This window comes from Streptomyces sp. NPDC057280, from assembly GCF_042668605.1.
Lineage (GTDB): Bacteria > Actinomycetota > Actinomycetes > Streptomycetales > Streptomycetaceae > Streptomyces.
Window position 1 is genome coordinate 1,439,715 of sequence record NZ_JBHUYR010000001.1, and the last position, 17,938, is coordinate 1,457,652.

Sequence of the window (17,938 nt, forward strand, 5' to 3'; positions counted from 1 at the left end):
CCGGCTACTCGGCGATGATCGCCGGGTCGCTCACACCCGGCCGCCCGTTCTCGACGTGCCCGGCGAAGCCGCGCAGGAACGCGGGGTCGGCGTCGGCGGTGACGGTCAGGTCGTACCAGCGCCGGCTCGCGGCGAGGTCGACGGTGCGCCTGACCGTGGCGCCGGGCCGCACGGTCACGGACGTGGCGGCACCGCCGTACCCGTTGACGATCTTCAGCCGGACGCTCCCCGTGCCCTTGTTGGTGAAGGTCAGCTCGACGTCGTCCCCGCAGGTCCGCGCGGTGACCTCGGGACCGGCCGTCCTGTTGGCGCCCTTGAAGGAGCGCACGAACCCGTTCGGGCCGTGCACGGTCAGGTCGTACGAGCCGTTCGAGTACGCCGAGTTCCAGGTGTCCGCGACGGACTTGCCGGCCTCGGTGGTGTAGGTCCAGGGCCCGTCGGTGCGGTTGCCGGACGTCACCAGGAAGCCCGCGCCCGCCTTGGTGCCGGAGGCGAAGGTCAGCGTGAACGTGCCGGCCGCCGCGTCGACGGAACCGTCCACGCGCGGGGCGTACTTCAGCGGCCGGGCCGGGCGCAGGCCGCGCTCCTGCTTCGGCAGCACCGGGTGGGCCGGCGGGGTCGGCACGTAGTCGGGGTGGCGCAGGCGGTCCGGCGGTGCGTAGCCGGCGGTGTCCGGGAGGGCGACCGGCCTGGCGTCCGTGCGGGAGAAGTCGAAGGCCGCGGTCAGGTCACCGCAGACGGTCCGCCGCCAGGGCGAGATGTTCGGCTCGTGCACCCCGAAGCGGCGCTCCATGAACCGGATGATCGAGGTGTGGTCGAGGGTCTCGGAGCAGACGTAACCGCCCTTGCTCCAGGGCGAGACGACGAGCATCGGCACCCGCTGGCCGAGCCCGTAGGGACCGGCGACATGACCGGTGTCGCCCTTGAACAGGTCGAGGGCCGGGTCGACGGTCGACTTGCCCTGCGCGGCGGAGGCCGGCGGGAAGGCCGGGACGACATGGTCGAAGAAGCCGTCGTTCTCGTCGTACGTGATGAACAGCGCGGTCTTCGCCCACACCTCCGGCACGGACGTCAGCGCGTCGAGGACCTGGGCGATGTACCAGGCGCCGTAGTTGGCGGGCCAGTTGGGGTGCTCGGTGAAGGCCTCGGGGGCGACGATCCAGGAGATCTGCGGCAGCTTGCCGCCCTTGACGTCGGCCTTGAGCCGGTCGAAGTAGCCCTCGCCCTTGGTGTGGTCCGTGCCGGTGCGGGCCTTGTCGTACAGCGGGTCGCCGGGCTGGGCGTTGCGGTACTGGTTGAAGTACAGCAGGGAGTTGTCGCCGTAGTTGCCGCGGTACGCGTCGTTGATCCAGCCCCAGGAGCCGGCCGCGTCGAGCCCGTCGCCGACGTCCTGGTAGATCTTCCAGGACACGCCCGCCTGCTCCAGGCGTTCGGGGTACGTCGTCCAGCCGTAGCCGGCCTCGTCGTTGCCGAGGACGGGGCCGCCGCCCTTGCCGTCGTTGCCCGTGTAACCGGTCCACATGTAGTAGCGGTTGGGGTCGGTCGAGCCGATGAACGAGCAGTGGTAGGCGTCGCAGACGGTGAAGGAGTCGGCGAGCGCGTAGTGGAACGGGATGTCCTTGCGCTCCAGGTACGCCATCGTCGTCGAGCCCTTGCTGGGCACCCACTTGTCGTACTTGCCGCCCGCGAAGGCCGCGTGGCCGTCGTTCCAGCCGTGCGGGAGGTCCTGGACGAACGCCAGGCCCAGGTCGTCGTGGTCGGGACGGAACGGCAGGATCTCCTTGCCCGCGCTGTCCTTCTGGTGCCAGACCGACTGTCCGTTCGGCTGCTTGACGGGCCGCGGGTCCCCGAAGCCGCGGACGCCGCGCAGCTTGCCGAAGTAGTGGTCGAAGGAGCGGTTCTCCTGCATCAGGACGACGATGTGCTCGACGTCCTCGATCGATCCCGTGCGGTGGTTCGCCGGGAGCGCGGCGGCACGCTGAATGCTGCTGGACAGCGTGGTGAACGCCGTGGTGGCGCCCGCGACTTGGAGGAATCTGCGCCGGTTGACTTCGGGCATGGGTGGGGTCTGCCTCTCATCCAGAGGTGCGGATGGCCGGAACGTGACGGAAGGTGCGCGCAGCGAGTGTTCCAAGAGCACCAAACGTCAGGGAAGGGTCCGGTGACGCGGATGTGAAAGTCGCCGGTACGCGAGGTGCTCCGGGCAGGGCGTTGCCCGGCGTTCGCCCGAATGGCTTCGCACGGCGTGCCGCCGCGCCCGCGGTCGGCGGGAATGGAGCCAGCACGCACCCCGAGCGTTGGAGACCTCATGAGTGGCCCGCCCGAGCCCGGTGGCTCCGCGTCCGCCCCGCAGGACATCACCCCCGCGGAGGGCGCCGGCAGGCGCGGCTCCCGGCCGGGGCGGATCGCACGGAGCACGGCCTCGGCCGTCCTGATCGTGCTGACCTGCCTCCTCGTGCCCGTCGCCCTGCTCACGGTGTGGGTGCACGACATCGCGCTCGACACCGACCGCTATGTCGCCACGGTCAAGCCGCTGGCCACCGACCCGGCCATCGAGGACGCGGCCGTCCACCGCATCAGCGAGGCCGCCGACGTACGCGTGGACGGTGACCGGGCCGCCGCGGACATCGCGGCCTGGCTGACGTCGCAGGGTCTGCCGCCGCGCGCCGCCGCGGCCGTGCGCAACCTCGGCCCGCAGCTCGACTCCGCCGTCGACAACACGGTGACCAAGGTCGCCACCCGGTTCGTCGAGAGCGACCGCTTCGAGAAGGTGTGGACGAACGCCAACCGGGCCGCCCACACCGCCGTCGTGCACGCGCTCACCGGGGAGGGCCGCGGGGCCGTCGGGGTCAGCGGCGGCACGGTGACGCTCGACGTCGGCACGGCCGTCGACCGGGTCAGACAGGAACTGGTGGACGCCGGGCTGTCCCCGGCCTCGAAGATCCCCGACGTCGACAAGCAGATGGTGCTCTTCCACTCCGACCAGCTCGGGAAGATCCGCAAGGGCGCGCATCTGCTGGACGTGATCGGTGACTGGTTCCCGGTGCTCGTCGTGGCCCTCGGCGCGGCCGGGGTGCTGCTGGCCCACCGCCGGCGCCGCGCCCTCGCGCGCACCGCCCTCGGCGCGGCCTTCGCCTGTCTGCTCGTGGCCATCGCCCTGGTCGTCGCCCGCCACTACTACCTGGACCACCTCCCGCCCCAGATCCAGTCCCAGGCCGCCGCGGCGGCGGTCTTCGACACCCTGCTGCACTTCCTGCGGATCAGCCTGCGGACCGCGATCGTGCTCGGCGTCGTCATCGCGCTCGGCGCCTATCTCATCGGCCCCGGGCGGCTCCCCGTGGCCGTGCGCAGGACGTCGGAGCGCACCGCGGACTCCGCGGCGACCTGGGCGTACGGCCACCAGGTCCGCACCGGGCGGGCCGGGACCTGGACGCAGGACCACCGGCGGTGGATCACGCTGGCCGCCCTGTTGATCGTGGCGCTGGTCTTCGCCTTCTGGAACCATCCGACCGTCCTGACGATCCTGCTCCTGGTGCTCGTCCTGCTGGCCGTGCTGGCCCTGGTCGCCCTGCTCGCCGCCTCGGGCCGCGCCACGCTGGCCGCCGAACAGGGGGCAGCGGTCGGCCGGGACGACGGAGATCAGCTGTAGGCGTCCTCGACGGCGACTCGTCGCACCGTCCGCAGCGTCGCACGGAGACGGTCCAGGTCGGTCGAGCCCAGGGCGAGGCGGAGTGCCTGCGGTGTGTGGGTCGTGGTGGTGAAGGGTTCCGCGGTGCTCACCGAGATGTGCCGGCGCGCGAGGGTGGCGGTCAGCCGGTCGGCGCGGGCGTCGTCGGGCAAGGGCAGCCAGACGAAGTACGACGAGGGGTGGCCGACGAGGGGCAGGCCCGCCAGCTCCTCACGGGCGATCGCCTGGCGGGCCTTGGCGTCGTCCCGCTTCCGCGCTTCCAGGTGGTCGACCGTGCCGTCGTCGAGCCAGCCGCAGGCGATCGCCGTGGTGAGGGCCGGGGTGTTCCAGGTGGTGGCCCGGATCGCGCGTTCGAGCGCCGGTACCCGGTCGGCGGGGGCGACGACGAAGCCGACCCGGAGGCCGGTGGCGACGTTCTTGGACAGTCCGGTGACGTGGACGGTGATGTCCGGCGCGGTGGCGGCCAGCGGCGGGGGCGGGTCCTCGGCCAGGTAGGCGTAGGAGGCGTCCTCGATGACGAGCGAGCCGTGCCGTCGGGCGATCTCGATCAGGCGGGTGCGCTCGTCGGCCGGCATGACCCGGCCGAGGGGGTTGTGCAGGGTCGGCATGGTGTAGATCGCGCGTACCGGGCGGCGCGCACACACCTTGGCGAGGGCGTCGAGGTCCGGTCCGTCGGGGGTGACGGGGAGGGGCTCCAGGTCCAGCCGGAAGGCCTCCGCGAGCACCTTGAAACCCGGGTAGGTGAGCGCGTCGACGGCGACGACGTCACCGGCGCCGAGCGTGGCCATGACGGTGACGGCCAGGCCGTGCTGGGCGCCGTTGACGACGAGGATCTGATCCGGGTCCGCGCCGAGGCCCCGGCGTCTCAGGTGCCGGGCGATGGCGGCCCGGTCCTGGGGGCGGCCGCGGTGGGGCTGGTAGCTCAGCAGCGAGTCGAGGTCGCCGGAGCCGGCGAGGCCGCGCAGGGCCTGCCGCAGGAGGTCGGCCTGGCCGGGCAGCGAGGGGTAGTTGAAGTTGAGGTCGACCGCGTCGGTGGCGACGACCTGAAGATCGATGCCGTGGCCGGCGGGCACCGCGATGTCCCGTACGAAGGTGCCGCGGCCCTGTTCCCGGCTGACCAGGCCCATCGCCTCCAGTTCGGCGTAGACCCGGGTCGCCGTCACCACGGCGATGCCCTCCCGCGCGGCCAGCCCGCGGTGGGTCGGCAGCCGGGTGCCCGCGGCGAGCCGTCCGGAGCGGATGCCGGACGCGAGCGCGTCGACCAGCGTCTTGTAGCGCGGGGCTGCCATGGGCCGAAGTGTATCCATGACAATTCTTTGACTGTCCTGGTCGCGGGTTCTTACGGTCGCCACAGGCCGGGACCCACTCCTCCGGAAGGACAGCCACCGTGCACATCGCCATCCTCACCTTCGAGGGCTACAACGAGCTCGACTCCCTGATCGCCCTCGGCGTGCTCAACCGCGTGAAGACCGACGGGTGGCGCGTCACCATCGCCACCCCGACCCCGAAGGTGACGTCGATGAACGGCGTCACCATCGAGCAGATGTCGACGCTGGAGGAGGCGTGCGCCGCCGACGCCGTCATCGTCGGCAGCGGCATCGCCACCCGCGAGGTCGTCGAGGACGAGACGATCATGAGCGTGCTGCGCGGCCTAGACCCGGAGCGTCAGCTCATCGCGGCCCAGTGCTCCGGCGCGCTCGTGCTGGCCAGGCTCGGCCTGCTCCACTCCGTCCCGGCCTGCACCGACCTCACCACCAAGCCCTGGGTCGTCGCCGCCGGCGTCGAGGTGCTCGATCAGCCCTTCTACGCCCAGGGCAACATCGCCACGGCCGGCGGCTGCCTCGCCTCGCCCTACCTCGCCGCCTGGGTCATCGCCCGCCTCGAAGGCCACGAGGCCGCGGAGAGCGCGCTGCACTACGTCGCCCCGGTCGGCGAGAAGGAGGAGTACGTCGAGCGCGCCCGGCGCACCATCACCCCGTACCTGCCCGCCCCCGCGACGGCGACGGCCTGAGACATCGGGCCGCGCGGGCCCCTCAACTGGCCTTCTCCACCGCGCCTTCCGTGAGGCGGAAGCCGTATTGCGCCCCCTCGGCGGCCTTCCCGACGATGACACCGTCACCGACAGACGGGAGCCGCAACGATGCCGCACACCACCGCCTTCGCCCGCAACCAGTGGTACGTCGCCGCCTACAGCCATGAGGTGGGGCGCGAGGAGCTGCTGGGCCGCACGATCCTCGGTGAACCGCTCGTCTTCTACCGCACGGAGGAGGAGGGCACGCCCGTCGCGCTCGCCGACCGGTGTGTGCACCGCCGGTACCCGCTGCACGAGAAGCCCAGCCGGCTCGACGGCGACCGGCTCGTGTGCGGGTACCACGGGTTCACGTACGACACGAGCGGCACCTGTGTGTACGTGCCGGGGCAGAAGCGTGTTCCGCGCACGGCCCGCGTCGCGTCGTACCCGATCGTGGAGCAGGACTCGCTGATCTGGGTGTGGATCGGCGACCCGGCGCTCGCCGACGCCGGCACCATCCCGCGGGCCCGGCACCTCGACTCCCCCGGCTGGGTCACCGTGCGCGGCATGGAGCCCATCGACGCCGACTACGGCCTGCTCGTCGACAACCTCCTCGACCTCTCCCACGAGACGTATCTGCACGGCGGCTACATCGGCACCCCGGAGGTCGCCGAGACGCCGATCACCACGGAGGTCGACGAGGGCGCGGGAATCGTCCGGGTCAGCCGGCACATGGACGACGCCGAGTGCCCGCCGTTCTACGCCAAGTCGACCGGGATAACGGGGCGGATCACCCGCTGGCAGGACATCGAGTACCACGCGCCCTGCCTCTATCTGCTGCACAGCCGGGTCGCGCCGGTCGGTGTGGTGCCCGAGGCGGACGGCAGCGACCCGGGCGGCTTCCACACCGAGGTCACCTACGCCATCACGCCGTCCGAGGACGGCAAGGTGTACGACTTCTGGGCGGTCTCGCGGGACTGGGCGACGGACGACACCGAGGTCACCGAGTTCCTGCGGGGCAACAACCACACCGTCGTCATGCAGGACGTCGACGCCCTCAACCTGCTGCAGAAGACGCTCGGTTCGGAGCGTACGGGGTACCAGGAACTCAGCATCAACATCGACACCGGCGGCCTCGCCGCCCGCCGTATCCTCGCCCGGCTGGTCGAGGAGGGCGACAAGCCCGTGGAGAAGGTCCTGTGAGCAACACCCCGACCGGCGAGATCTACCGCATCGACTGGCTGCCGGGTACGGACATCCTGCACGGCACCTGTCACTGCGGCCGCGAGCACACCGCGCAGGACCCGATCGAGATGTGGGAGTGGATGCTGGCCCACCCGCAGGGGCACGAGGTGGCAGCCGATGACTGACGTGTACGAGACCGAACTCGTCGTCGAGCGACGGGAGTCGGCCGCCGACGGAGTGCTCGCCCTCACCTTGCGCCACCCGCTCGGCGAACCGCTCCCCGCCTGGGAGCCCGGCGCCCATGTCGACGTCGTGCTCGGCCCTGGCCTGGAGCGCCAGTACTCCCTGTGCGGTGACCCGTCCGACCGCACCGGCTGGCGGATAGCCGTCCTGCGCGAGCCGGACGGACGCGGCGGATCGGCCCATGTGCACGAGCAGTTGAGGCAGGGCGACAAGGTCCGCGTACGCGGGCCGCGCAACCACTTCGCCCTCAAGCCCGCCCCCCGCTACCGCTTCATCGCGGGCGGCATCGGCATCACCCCGATCCTGCCGATGCTGGCGGCGGCGGAAGCGGCGGGGGCGGAGTGGTCGCTGCTCTACGGCGGCCGGACGCGTCGGTCCATGGCGTTCACCGAGGAGTTGGGCCGTTACGGCGATCGCGTCACCGTCGCTCCCCAGGACGAGACCGGACTCCTCGACCTCGCCCCGGTGCTCGACGGCGTCCCCGAGGACACGCTCGTCTACTGCTGCGGGCCCGGGCCGCTCCTGGACGCGGTGCAGGCGCGCTGCCCGGCCGGGCTGCTGCACCTGGAGCGGTTCACGCCGAAGGAGCAGGAGGCCGGCGAGGACACGGAGTTCGAGGTCGAGCTGGCGCGCAGCGGCACGACGGTGACCGTGCCGGCGGACGTCTCCGTGCTCGACGCCGTGCGCGCCGCCGGTGTGGAGGTGCTGTTCTCCTGCACCGAGGGCACCTGCGGGACGTGTGAGACCGATGTCCTGGACGGTACCCCGGACCACCGGGACTCGGTGCTCACGGAGGAGGAGCAGGCGGCCGGGGAGACGATGATGATCTGTGTGTCCCGGTGCCGGGGACGGAGGCTCGTTCTCGACCTGTAGTTGATTGTCAACAATATTGTCAGCCGGCGCCATTGACCGCGGCGGCCGCAGACTCTACTTTCGCGCAGTGCACTACTGTGCGCCCTGCGCACAACCTGTCGGAACAATGAAGTCTGCACAGGAGGAGCCATGCGTCGTCTGCTCGCCGCGGTCGCGGTCGGAGCATTCCTGGTCACCGTGACGGCCTGTGGCTCGTCCGACGGATCGGGATCGTCGGACAGTTCGTCATCCGCCGGCACCACGAAGGTGAAGGTCGGGGTCATTCCGATCGTCGATGTCGCCCCGCTCTATCTGGGCCAGAAGAAGGGCATCTTCAAGAAGCAGGGCCTGGAGCTGGAGATGACCCTCGCGCAGGGCGGCGCGGCGATCGTGCCCGGCGTGGCCAGCGGCCAGTTCCAGTTCGGCTTCTCCAACTCGACCTCGCTGATGGTCGCCCAGTCCAACAACGTGCCGGTGAAGGTCGTCACCAACGGCATCGCCTCGACGGGCGTGCAGGGCAAGGACTTCGGCGCGCTCGTCGTCAAGGGCGACAGCCCGCTGAAGTCGGCGGACCAGCTGGAGGGCAAGAAGGTCGCGATCAACACCCTGAAGAACATCAACGAGACGGCCGTGCGCGAGTCGGTGCGCAAGGCGGGCGGCGACCCGGACAAGGTCAAGTTCGTCGAGCTCGCCTTCGACCAGATGCCGGCCGCGCTCGACGGCGGGCAGATCGACGCGGCGATGGTCGTCGAGCCGGCGCTGGCCACCGTGAAGAGCCAGGGCGGCCGGGAGATCGCCTCACCGCTGGTCGACGTCGCCCCGAACCTCACCGTGGCGATGTACTTCACCTCCACGTCCTACGCGTCCCAACACCCGGACGTCGTCGAGAAGTTCAAGGCGGCCGCCGCCGAGTCCCTCGCCTATGCCGACGCCCACCCGGACGAGGCCCGGGCGATCGTGACGACGTACACGAAGATCCCGGCGGCCGTGCTGGCGAAGGTGACGCTGCCCGCCTGGCCCGCCGAACCGGACCGCGCCTCGCTCGACGCGCTGGAGAAGCTCGGCCAGGACGACGGTCTGTTCAAGACCGCCCCCGACCTGGACAAGCTGCTGCCGTGAAGGGACTGAACCTCGCTCTCGGTGCGGCCGGGCTCGCGGTCTTCCTCGCGCTGGGCGAGGCGGTGCCGCGGCTCGGCCTGGTCAAGGAGGAGTACTTCCCGCCCACCGGCCGGATCGCCGGCGCGCTGGCCGACGAACTCTCCGACGACACCTTCTGGACCGCCCTCGGCGACACCCTCACCGGCTGGGGCCTGGGCCTGCTCATCGCCTCGACCGCCGGCATCGTGGCAGGCGTCGTCATCTCGGTGGTCCCCTACCTGCGGGACGCCACCGCCTCCACCATCGAGTTCCTGCGCCCCATCCCGTCGGTCGCGCTGATCCCGCTCGCGGTCCTGCTGTACGGCACCGAACTGAGGTCGGTTCTCCTCCTCGTCGTGTACGCCTCCTTCTGGCAGGTGCTGATCCAGGTCCTGTACGGCGTCCAGGACGTCGACCCGGTCGCCGAGGAGACGGCACGGTCGTACGGTCTCGGCACCTGGGCCCGGGTCCGCCATGTGCTGTGGCCGACCGCGCTGCCGTACGTGATGACCGGGGTACGGCTCGCGGCGGCCGTCGCGCTGATCCTCGCCGTGACCGCCGAACTCGTCATCGGCGCACCGGGGTTGGGGCAGCGGATCGCGGTCGCGCAGAACTCCCAGGCGGTACCCGAGATGTACGCTCTCGTCGTGGTCACCGGCCTGCTGGGCCTGCTCATCAACGTGGGTGCCCGCACGGTGGAGCGGCGGGCGCTGGCCTGGCACCAGTCGGTGCGCGGGGAGGTGGCGGTGTGAGGCGCGTCCTGCTGCGGGTCTTCTTCGTGCTCGCCCTGCCCGTACTCCTGGTCGGCGTCTGGTGGCTGGCCTCGGACGGCAGCACCAACGTGTTCTGGCCGCCGCTGCGCACCATCCTGAAGACCTTCCCGGACGTCTGGACGGCCGACCGCCTCCAGGACGACGTCCTGCCCAGTCTGCTGCGCCTGACGGCCGGTTACGCCTGCGCCGCCGTCGCGGGTGTCGCGATCGGCACGGTCATCGGCTCGTACCGCAAGGTGCGGGCGTTCTGCGAACCGGTGCTGGAGTTCCTGCGGGCGGTTCCCCCTCCCGTCCTGGTGCCGGTCATCATGCTGTTCGCGGGCATCGGCGACACCATGAAGATCGCCGTGATCGCCAGCGGCTGCGTCTGGCCGGTCCTCCTCAACACCGTGGAGGGCGTACGGGCGGTGGACCCGGTGATGGCGGAGACGGCGAAGTCGTACGGCATCTCCGGCGTCGCCCGTCTCAAGGACGTGGTGCTGCGCTCGGCGAGCCCGCAGATCTTCGCGGGGCTCCGGCAGGCGCTGTCGATCGGCATCATCCTCATGGTCATCAGCGAGATGTTCGCCGCCAGCAACGGCATCGGCTTCACGCTCGTGCAGTTCCAGCGCAGTTTCGCGATCCCCGACATGTGGACCGGCATCCTGGTCCTCGGTCTGCTCGGCTTCCTCCTCTCCATGGTCTTCCAGGTGGTCGAGCGGCGGGTGCTCGGCTGGTACCACGGTCTGCGGGCCTCGGCCCGGCGGTCGCCGTGACCCTCACGAAAGGGCGGTCCATGCACGCACTGGTCGTATCCGGCCTGCAGAAGGTCTACGAGGGGTCAGGGCGCCGGGTGGAGGCGGTCCGCGATCTCACCTTCACCGTCGAGGCGGGCGAACTCGTCTGTCTCGTCGGCCCGTCGGGCTGCGGCAAGACGACCCTGCTGAAGTGCATGGGCGGCCTGCTCACCCCGACCGGCGGCGAAGTGCGCCTCGCCGGGGAGAGGGTGAGCGGGCCGCCGCCCGGGATGGCGTTCGTCTTCCAGGAGTACGGACGCAGCCTGTTCCCGTGGATGCGGGTCGGCGAGAACGTCGAACTCCCGCTGAAACGCAAGGGCTTGAGCAAGGCGCGGCGCCGGGAGCTGGTCTCCGACGCACTGGATTCGGTCGGGCTCGCGGACGCCGCCGGGGCGTATCCCTGGCAGCTCTCGGGCGGCATGCAGCAGCGGGTCGCGATCGCCCGGGCACTGGCCTACGAGCCCCAGGTGCTGCTGATGGACGAGCCGTTCGCGGCCGTGGACGCCCAGACCCGGGCCGATCTGGAGGATCTCGTACGGGGGCTGTGGCGGGAGCGCGGGATCACGATCCTGTTCGTCACCCATGACATCGACGAGGCCGTGTATCTGGGCCAGCGGGTGATCGTGCTCTCCGCCTCCCCTACCGTCGTGCAGGAGCAGCTCAAGGTCGATCTGCCGGACGAGCGCGACCAGTTGCACACCCGGGTGGCCCCGCGCTTCGCCGAGCTGCGGACCCATGTGTACGAGCAGATCCAGTCGGCGAAGCGCGGGGCGCCGTCCCTCGCTAAGACAGATACGCCTCCACCTCACTGAACTGGCCGGCGGGCCAGCCGGTGTTGGCGCTCACCGACAGGCGCAGGTAGCGGAGATTCGTGCCGCTCGGCAGGGTGACCGTGGCCGTGTTGCCGGTGGCCGGGTCGAAGCGGTAGCCGGTCGCGCCGACGACGGTGGAGTAAGCGGAGCCGTCGGTGCTGCCCAGCACGGTGACGGTCTGCGTGCGCGCGCCCCAGGCCGCGGACGGGGGCAGCTTCAGCACCAGCCGCCGGACCGCCTCCGTCGATCCGAGGTCGACGGTCCAGGACTGGGGGAAGGCGTTGTTGGTGGACTCCCAGTAGCTGTTCGCGTCGCCGTCGACGGCCTTGCCGGGCGTGTAGACGTCCTGGGAGCCGGTCGCGGTGGCCGGGCGTCCCTTGGCGAGGTTGCGGGTCGGGTCCGGGGCCGGGTTGCCCTGCCCGGGCTGCGGCCAGGTCGAGCAGTCGGACCAGGTGCTGCTCCAGCCGGAGTTGCCGCCGCCGTCGGTGAGCGTGAAGGTGCCGGAGCTCGCCGGGTAGGGGCAGTTGTAGACGCCGGCCGAGCCGACCGAGGTCGCCATGACGTTGCGGAAGGTCGCGGCGCCCTGGGCCTCCGCCTGGACGACGACCGTACCGGTATTGCGGACGGTCGCGCCGTCGACGGTGACGTTGCGGACCGGGTATCCCTGTCCACCGCCGGACACGAACTCGAAGGCGCTGTAGGGGCTGTCGGTGATGGTGGTGTTGGTGATGTTGACGGTGGCGTTGATGGCACTGTCGTAGGAGTCGACGCGCAGGGCGCCCATCGGGTGGTTCCAGTTGGGGTTCATCGCGCCCGCGCGGACGAGGGTGTTGCCGTCGACCGTGATCGTGCCCGCGAGGGGTGAGAACGGGTCGAGGAACTTCTGGTTGGAGATCGCGATGCCGCTGCCGAGGGCGTTGGTGTCGGAGACCAGGTTGTTCTTCACGGCGATGTCGGTGCCGCCGTAGATCGCGATGCCGTTGGCCAGGTTCGGCTGGCTGATGGTGTTGTTCTCGAAGCTGCTGTTGGTGTCCGGCGCGTACAGCGACCACATGGCGAGGGAGTCGTCGCCCTGGTTGCGCAGGAAGTTGTTGCGGACGCGGACACCCCGGGCGTTGCCGTTGAGATTGAGACCGTCGGCGGTGGTGTCGAGGATGCGGTTGTTCTCGACGACGAGGTTGTCGTTGTTGCCCATCAGCCAGAGGCCGACCTTGAGGTGCTGGAGCCACATCCCGGAGACCGAACTACCCGGTCCCAGCGCGCCGTTGACGAAGTTGTCCGGGTTGGAGTCGACGCGTTCGGTGACCTCTCCGATGACCGCGAAGTCCTTGATGTGGACGCCGCCGGACGAGCTGGACTGGTCGATGAAGCGGGAGGTGTGCACGACGGTGTGCCAGCTTCCGGCCCCTTGCAGGGTCACGTTCTGCACCCCGCTCAGCGAGGACGTCAGCTTGTAGTCGCCGGGCGGGATCCACACCACTCCCCCTTGGGCGGCGGAGATGGCGTCCCGGAAGGCCTGCGTGGAGTCGCCGTTGCCGCTGGGGTCGGCGCCCTTGGAGGTGACGGAGACGGACCCCGCGGGCTGCGTGGCAGCGGCGGCGACCTGCTCGAAGTCGGCGACGTCCACGGTGACCTGGGTGCCCGTGGCCTGGAAGGCGACCTTGTCGCCCGCCTGGAGGTTCTGGCCGAGCAACAGGCGGGCGTTGTCGAAGAAGTGGTGCTGCTTGGCGCCGGGGATCCAACTCGTGTCGATGTACGAGTACTTGGAGGTGACGGCCAGCGTCCTGGCGAGCTTGGTGCCGTTCACGTAGACGTCGAGCGAGCCGGACTGACCGTCGGGGACGCTGTAGGCGACGTTTACGGCGTTGGCCGCGCGCGGCACGGTGAACTCGACGCGCTGGCCGGAGGTCAGCCGTACCGCCTGCCGCCCGGACGCCTCGGAGGCGAGAGTGCCCTGCGTGTAGTCGGGGCCGATCTTCGCGCCGGTGGTCGTCGCGGACTCGGCCTCGACCGAGGTGAAGGGGAGGGTGGCGCCCGAGGCCGCGTGGGCGGTGGGGGTGACGGCGGTGAGGAGGCCGGCGGACAGGGCCGTGATCGTCAATACTGACATGCCCCTGACAGTTCTCTGCATGTGCTGATCCCTTCTCGGTGGGGGTGCGGGTTCAGGCTTGTTCGACGGCGGAGGCGTTCAGGCTCGGAGCCAGACCGCGACGTCCTTCGGGAGGCGTCCGGCGGAGTCCAGCGGGCCGCTGCCGAGGAGAAGCGCGCTGTGCGGGGGCAGCTCGGCCGGGGTGTCGGCGAGGTTCACCACACACAGCACGCCCTCCGCGCGGGCGAAGGCGAGCACGCCGTCCGGTGCGGGCAGCCAGGTGAGCGGGCCGTCGCCGAACTCCGGCCGCAGCCTGATCGCCTCGCGGTACAGGGTGAGCATCGAGCCGGGGTCAGCAGCCTGACGGTCGGCGGCGTAGCCGCTCCAGTCGTCCGGCTGCGGCAGCCAGGGCTCGCCCCCGAACCCGGCATGGGGCGCCTCGGCCGCCCACGGCAACGGCACCCGGCACCCGTCCCGCCCCGGGTCGGAGCCGCCGGACCGGAAGTGCATCGGGTCCTCGATCCGGTCGCGGGGGACGTCCACCTCGGGCAGCCCCAGCTCTTCGCCCTGATAGACGTAGACGGTGCCGGGCAGGGCCAGCGACAGCAGGGCGGCCGCGCGGGCCCGCCGGGTGCCGAGGGCGAGGTCGGTCGGGGTGCCGAAGGCCTTGGTGGCGAAGTCGAAGCCGGTGTCGGTGCGGCCGTAGCGGGTGACCGTGCGGGTCACGTCGTGGTTGCACAGGACCCAGGTGGCGGGGGCGCCGACCGGGGCGTGCTCGCCGAGGGTCTCGTCGATGGCCGTGCGCAGCCGCCCGGCGTCCCACGGGCAGGTCATGAAGGCGAAGTTGAAGGCGGTGTGGAGTTCGTCGGGGCGCAGATAGCGGGTGAACCGCTCGGTGTCGGGGAGCCACACCTCGCCGACGAAGATCCCGTCGTACTCGTCGGCGATCGCCCGCCAGGAGCGGTAGACGGTGTGGAGTTCGTCGCGGTCGACGTACGGGTGCGGGTCGCGGCCCTGGACGAAGTCCGGCAGGCGGGGGTCCTTGACGAGGAGGGCTGCCGAATCGATGCGGACGCCGGCGACGCCGCGCTCGAACCAGAAGCGCAGGATGTCCTCGTGCTCCTGGCGGACGGCGGGGTGGGCCCAGTTGAGGTCGGGCTGTTCGGGGGCGAAGAGGTGCAGGTACCAGTCGCCGTCGTCGAGCCGGGTCCAGGCGGGGCCGCCGAACTCCGACCGCCAGTCGTTGGGCGGGAGTTGGCCGTCGGCGCCGCGTCCGGGGCGGAAGTGGAACAGCGCGCGCTCCGGGCCGCCCGCGAGCGCCGCCCGGAACCAGGGGTGCTGGTCGGAGACGTGGTTCGGCACGATGTCGACGATGGTCCTGATGCCGAGTTCCCGGGCTTCCGCGATCAGCTTCTCGGCCTCGGCGAGGGTGCCGAAGGCCGGGTCGATCGCGCGGTAGTCGGCGACGTCGTAGCCGCCGTCCTTCAGCGGTGAGAGGTACCAGGGGGTGAACCAGAGCGCGTCCACCCCGAGTTCGGCGAGGTACGGCAGCCGGGCGCGCACCCCGGCGAGGTCGCCGGTGCCGTCCGCGTCGCCGTCGGCGAAGCTGCGGACGTAGACCTGGTAGATGACGGCGGAGCGCCACCAGTCCGTGGGCTGTCCCACTGGGGGTTCCCTTCTGTAGGCGTTCGGGCGGTGTCAGCCCTTCGTGCTGCCCGCACTGATCCCGGCGATGATGTGCCGCTGGAAGACCAGGAACAGGGCGACCATCGGGATGCTGGCGATGACCATCGCGGCGATGAGCACGGTGAGTTGGATGTTCTGCGACAGCTGGACGAGGGCCACGCTGATGGGCTGCTTGTCGGTGTCGGAGAAGACCATCAGCGGCCAGAGGAAGTCCTGCCACACGGCGACCAGCGCGAAGATCGACACGACGCCGAGCACCGGGCGGGACATCGGCAGCACGACCGACCACAGGACACGCAGCTTCCCGGCGCCGTCGATCTCGGCGGCCTCCAGGACGTCCCGCGGGATCTGGTCGAAGAACCGCTTGAGCAGGTAGAGGTTGAAGGCGTTGGCGACCGCCGGGAGCCAGATGGCGAGGGGGTCGTTGAGCAGGCCGAGGTCGGCGACGGTCAGGTACTTCGGCACGACGAGGGCCTGCGCGGGGACCATGAGGGTGGCGAGGATGCCGCCGAGGATCAGCTTGCCGAAGGCCGGCTTCAGCTTGGACAGGGCGTAGGCGGCGGCCGTGCAGAACACCAGCTGGAAGGCCCAGGCGCCGGCGGCCTGGACGACGGTGTTCCACAGGTGGGTCGGCAGTTGCATCAGGTCCCAGGCGTCGGTGTAGCCGTCGAGATGCCAGTGCTTGGGGACCAGGGTGGGCGGGGTCTGCGCGACCTCGTCGGGGGACTTCGCCGCGCCCGTGACCATCCAGTAGACGGGGAAGAGGAACGCCACCGCGAAGAGGAGGACGACACCGGTGAAGACCGTCCAGTACACGGCCCTGCCGCGCGGGCGGGCCAGGGTGGCCGGGGAGACGAGGGTGCGGGTGGCGGCGCTCATGCGCCCTCCTCTCCGGAGCGGGTCAGGCGCAGGTACACGGCCGAGAAGGCGCCCAGCAGGACCAGGAGCATGACGCTGAGCGCGCAGGCGCCGCCGAAGTCGTTGTAGAGGAAGGCGTACTTGTAGATCAGGTAGAGGACGGTGACCGTGGCGTTCTCGGGGCCGCCTCCGGTGATGACGAACGGCTCGGTGAAGACCTGCATCGTCGCGATGATCTGAAGGAGCATCAGCATCAGGATGACGAACCTGGTCTGAGGGATCGTCACATGCCGGACGCGTTGCAGCAGGCTCGCGCCGTCCAGTTCGGCGGCCTCGTACAGCTCGCCGGGGATGGACTGGAGGGCGGCCAGGTAGATCAGGACCGTGCCGCCGAGGTTGGCCCAGGTAGCCACGATCACCAGGGAGACCAGTGCGGTGTCGGCGCCGTTGGACCAGTTCGAGGTGGGCAGGTGCAGGAAGCGCAGGGCCTCGTTGGCGAGGCCGGCGCCGGGGTCGTAGAACCACTTCCACAGCAGCGCGCTGACCACCGGCGGGATCATCACCGGCAGATAGACGACGACCCGGAAGAACGCCTTGGCGTGCCGCAACTCGTTGAGCACCAGAGCCAGTACGAAGGGGACCGCGAAGCCGAGCAGCAGGGCGAGCAGGGTGAAGGTGAGGGTGTTGCGCCAGGCGGCCGTGAACTCGGGGTCGTTCCAGACGCGGGTGAAGTTGGCGGTGCCGACCCACTCGGCGCCCGAACCGGGGGTGTACTTCTGGAAGGCGATCACGATCGCGCGGATCGCCGGGTACCAGGAGAACAGTGCGAAGCAGAGCAGGCCGCCGATCAGGAAGGCGTGGGCGCGGAGTTGGTCGGCGAGGCGGCGCCGCCTCCGGTCCCCTGCCGGGGGCGGCGCCTTGACCGGTCGTACGGCGATGGCCTCGGCCGGTCGTCGATGAGCCGTCTTCGTCATGGTCAGCCCCGGGCGAGGATGCCGTCGATCTTGCCGGTGGCGTCCTTCAGGAGCTGGTCGATGTCGGCGTCCTTCTTGGTGAGGACGGCGGAGACGACGCCGTCGAGGACGGAGTAGATCTGCTGGGCGTGCGGCGGCTCGATCTTCATGTCGAGGGTGTGGTTGCCGTCGAGGAAGGCCTGGTAGTTCTCCACCGGGACATTGGCGTTGGCCTTCTTGACCTGCTGGTCCTTGGCGTCGGCGGCGCCGGTGAACAGCCGGGGTTCGGGCAGGCCGACGGGGGCGTCGTGCTGCTTGGCGCGGGCGTAGTCGCCGAGGAAGCCGTCACCGGGCGTGAGGAACATGTAGTCGAGCCACTTCAGCCCTGCGCGGATCTGAGCGGGGCTGGCCTTCTTGTTGAACATGTAGCCGTCGCCGCCGATGAGCGTTCCCTCGCCGCCGGGCATGGGGGCGAGCGCGAGGTCCTTGTAGTCGCCGCCCTTCTCCTTGACCAGGATCGGGATGTTGTCGGGGGCGGAGAGGTACATGCCGAGCTTGCCCGAACCCATCATCTGCTGCACGTCGTTGATGACGAGGAGCTGCTTGCTGCCCATGGAGTCGTCGGTCCAGCGCATGTCGTGCAGGTTCTGCAGGACGGCCCGGCCCTGCGGGGTGTCGACGGTCGCCTTCTTGCCGTCGGCGCTGACGACGTCGCCGCCCTGGGAGTACAGCTCGGCGGTGAAGTGCCAGCCGCCCTGGTTCTGGGCGCTGTAGTCGGCGTAGCCGACGGTGCCGTCGCCGAGGGCGGCGATCTTCTTGGCGTCGGCGCGCAACTCCGCCCAGGTGGCGGGGGGTTGCTCGGGGTCGAGCCCGGC

At 70.5% G+C, this 17,938-nt stretch carries 16 protein-coding genes; 9 read left to right on the forward strand and 7 right to left on the reverse strand.

What is annotated here, in order from left to right; genetic code table 11:
* Nucleotides 1-4 precede the first annotated feature (4 nt).
* Nucleotides 5-2,059 carry a phosphocholine-specific phospholipase C gene (locus ACFUO4_RS06640; protein WP_383480492.1) on the reverse strand — a complete coding sequence of 685 codons (2,055 nt, stop codon included), beginning with the start codon at nt 2,057-2,059 and terminating at the stop codon, nt 5-7.
* Between the two features lie 249 nt (nt 2,060-2,308).
* Here ACFUO4_RS06640 and ACFUO4_RS06645 point away from each other — a divergent pair, with 249 nt between their 5' ends.
* Nucleotides 2,309-3,649, forward strand: a complete 1,341-nt coding sequence (locus tag ACFUO4_RS06645; RefSeq protein ID WP_383480494.1) for a hypothetical protein — start codon at nt 2,309-2,311, stop codon at nt 3,647-3,649.
* Here ACFUO4_RS06645 and ACFUO4_RS06650 read toward each other — a convergent pair.
* The gene (locus ACFUO4_RS06650) at nt 3,640-4,977 is read right to left on the reverse strand and encodes a PLP-dependent aminotransferase family protein (RefSeq protein WP_383480496.1); all 1,338 of its coding nucleotides are present in this window, start codon (nt 4,975-4,977) and stop codon (nt 3,640-3,642) included. The two genes, ACFUO4_RS06645 and ACFUO4_RS06650, sit on opposite strands and share 10 nt — an antisense overlap.
* A gap of 98 nt (nt 4,978-5,075) precedes the next feature.
* Here ACFUO4_RS06650 and ACFUO4_RS06655 point away from each other — a divergent pair, with 98 nt between their 5' ends.
* The 8 genes from ACFUO4_RS06655 (at nt 5,076) to ACFUO4_RS06690 (ending at nt 11,477) form a co-directional block, all read left to right on the forward strand.
* On the forward strand, nt 5,076-5,699 hold the full coding sequence (locus tag ACFUO4_RS06655; protein ID WP_383480498.1) for a DJ-1/PfpI family protein: 624 nt from the start codon (nt 5,076-5,078) through the stop codon (nt 5,697-5,699).
* Between the two features lie 129 nt (nt 5,700-5,828).
* On the forward strand, nt 5,829-6,902 hold the full coding sequence (locus ACFUO4_RS06660) for a Rieske 2Fe-2S domain-containing protein (RefSeq protein WP_383480500.1): 1,074 nt from the start codon (nt 5,829-5,831) through the stop codon (nt 6,900-6,902).
* Nucleotides 6,899-7,069, forward strand: a complete 171-nt coding sequence (locus ACFUO4_RS06665) for a hypothetical protein (RefSeq protein ID WP_383480501.1) — start codon at nt 6,899-6,901, stop codon at nt 7,067-7,069. The genes ACFUO4_RS06660 and ACFUO4_RS06665 overlap by 4 nt, the downstream gene beginning before the upstream one ends.
* Nucleotides 7,062-8,000: a PDR/VanB family oxidoreductase gene (locus ACFUO4_RS06670; protein ID WP_383480503.1), complete on the forward strand. Its 939-nt coding sequence runs from the start codon at nt 7,062-7,064 to the stop codon at nt 7,998-8,000. Before ACFUO4_RS06665 ends, ACFUO4_RS06670 begins: the two co-directional genes overlap by 8 nt.
* A 129-nt stretch (nt 8,001-8,129) precedes the next feature.
* Complete coding sequence (locus ACFUO4_RS06675) at nt 8,130-9,098, forward strand: ABC transporter substrate-binding protein (protein ID WP_383480505.1); 969 nt, start codon at nt 8,130-8,132, stop codon at nt 9,096-9,098.
* Nucleotides 9,095-9,868, forward strand: a complete 774-nt coding sequence (locus tag ACFUO4_RS06680) for an ABC transporter permease (protein ID WP_079307667.1) — start codon at nt 9,095-9,097, stop codon at nt 9,866-9,868. The genes ACFUO4_RS06675 and ACFUO4_RS06680 overlap by 4 nt, the downstream gene beginning before the upstream one ends.
* Nucleotides 9,865-10,644 (forward strand): ABC transporter permease, encoded by a 780-nt coding sequence (locus ACFUO4_RS06685; RefSeq protein WP_383480507.1) that lies wholly within the window; start codon nt 9,865-9,867, stop codon nt 10,642-10,644. The genes ACFUO4_RS06680 and ACFUO4_RS06685 overlap by 4 nt, the downstream gene beginning before the upstream one ends.
* A 20-nt stretch (nt 10,645-10,664) precedes the next feature.
* Nucleotides 10,665-11,477, forward strand: a complete 813-nt coding sequence (locus tag ACFUO4_RS06690; RefSeq protein ID WP_383480509.1) for an ABC transporter ATP-binding protein — start codon at nt 10,665-10,667, stop codon at nt 11,475-11,477.
* Here the strand turns inward: ACFUO4_RS06690 and ACFUO4_RS06695 are convergent.
* The 5 genes from ACFUO4_RS06695 to ACFUO4_RS06715 all read right to left on the reverse strand — a co-directional run.
* Nucleotides 11,449-13,587 carry a discoidin domain-containing protein gene (locus ACFUO4_RS06695; RefSeq protein ID WP_383480511.1) on the reverse strand — a complete coding sequence of 713 codons (2,139 nt, stop codon included), beginning with the start codon at nt 13,585-13,587 and terminating at the stop codon, nt 11,449-11,451. The genes ACFUO4_RS06690 and ACFUO4_RS06695 overlap by 29 nt on opposite strands.
* Nucleotides 13,588-13,665: 78 nt before the next feature.
* Entirely contained in the window at nt 13,666-15,231 is a 1,566-nt protein-coding gene (locus ACFUO4_RS06700; protein ID WP_383480513.1) for an alpha-amylase family glycosyl hydrolase, read from the reverse strand.
* A gap of 33 nt (nt 15,232-15,264) precedes the next feature.
* A complete protein-coding gene (locus tag ACFUO4_RS06705) occupies nt 15,265-16,131 on the reverse strand; it encodes a carbohydrate ABC transporter permease (RefSeq protein ID WP_383480515.1) in 867 nt (288 codons plus the stop codon).
* Nucleotides 16,128-17,084: a carbohydrate ABC transporter permease gene (locus tag ACFUO4_RS06710; RefSeq protein ID WP_079307675.1), complete on the reverse strand. Its 957-nt coding sequence runs from the start codon at nt 17,082-17,084 to the stop codon at nt 16,128-16,130. Before ACFUO4_RS06710 ends, ACFUO4_RS06705 begins: the two co-directional genes overlap by 4 nt.
* Before the next feature lie 2 nt (nt 17,085-17,086).
* On the reverse strand, nt 17,087-17,938 hold an 852-nt coding region (locus tag ACFUO4_RS06715), incomplete at its 5' end, for an extracellular solute-binding protein (protein ID WP_383480517.1).